This window comes from Mesorhizobium sp. M1A.F.Ca.IN.022.07.1.1 (assembly GCF_003997575.1).
Classification (GTDB): Bacteria; Pseudomonadota; Alphaproteobacteria; order Rhizobiales; family Rhizobiaceae; genus Mesorhizobium.
Window position 1 is genome coordinate 1 of the sequence record NZ_RZST01000644.1, and the last position, 1,151, is coordinate 1,151.

A 1,151-nucleotide genomic window follows, 5' to 3' on the forward strand; every position below is an offset into this window, starting at 1 on the left:
GGCGCCAGCTGCAGGCCTTGGGCGGTGAAGACCGCGCGCGCCGAGCTTCTGGCAATGACCCGGTCGAGCAGGATCTTGCGGCCGAGCATGGCATTGACCGCGCCCTCATAGTCGAGCGGCTTCCGGTCGAACACGCCGGAGACGACGCCGTCACGGATCGAGACGATGCGGTCTGCCAAGCGCCTGATGTCGGACATGCGATGCGAGATATAGAGGATCGCGACACCCTGCCCGCGCAGCCTGTCGATCAGCGCAAACAGCCGGTCGGCCTCGGCGCTCGACAGCGAGGAGGTCGGCTCGTCGAGGATCAGCACTTTCGGCTGGTGCGCCATGGCGCGGGCAATTGCGACCATCTGACGATCGGCGAGCGAGAGGTCCGCGACGCGTGCCTTAAGATCGAGCGTAAGCCCCATGCGGTCGGCTACGGCCCTGGCTTCGACGCGGACATTGGCGGGCTTGAACAGCAGCGATGCACCCTTGCCGCTCAGCCGGTCGAGGGTCAGGTTGGTGGCGACGTCGAGATCGGCGACAACGCCGTCATTGATGTTCTGATGAACGGTGACGACGCCGGCGCGGATCGCTTCTGCCGGCGAGCCGGGATCGAAGGCCTGGCCGGCGAGCCGCATCGTGCCGCCGCCGCGCGCGCAGACGCCGCTAACGATCTTGACCAGGGTGGATTTGCCGGCGCCGTTGGCGCCCATCAGCACGGTGACCTCGCCCGCGTAGAGATCCAGCGCGATGCCGCCAAGCACCTCGTTCTGGCCGAAGGATTTCCTCAGGCCGTCCACACGGAACACGGCATCTGCGCCCATTCGTTCCTCCCTGATCCATGACGCTATGGGCTCACTCGGCAATTGTCAACACGATTGACAATTGCCAGAGCCCTCCCTAGCTTGGCCCGGCCGCCGTGGCTCCGTTATCGTGGGACACCACGCGCAGGAGGGAGAGGATGACCGGGAAGTTCGAAGCATTGTCGGTGGAGACGCTGCCGCAGCGGCTCGGCGAGACCACGGCGCTTACCGAGCGCATTGGCAAGGACGCCGGCCACTGGAAAGTACGCGAGGTCGGCGACGGCAATCTGAACCTCGTTTTCATCGTCGAGGGCGACCAGGGCGCGGCGGTGGTCAAGCAGGCGCTGCGCTATGTGCGCC

The 1,151-nt window shown here is 66.0% G+C and carries 1 protein-coding gene and 1 pseudogene; one reads left to right on the plus strand and one right to left on the minus strand.

Features of this window, described 5'->3' with window-relative positions:
• Nucleotides 1-812 (minus strand): ATP-binding cassette domain-containing protein (locus tag EOA75_RS33070; protein WP_164747765.1); only part of this gene is annotated, 812 nt, incomplete at its 3' end.
• Nucleotides 813-949: 137 nt separating this feature from the next.
• Here EOA75_RS33070 and EOA75_RS33075 point away from each other — a divergent pair.
• Nucleotides 950-1,151: pseudogene (locus tag EOA75_RS33075) on the plus strand (S-methyl-5-thioribose kinase); the annotation flags it as partial.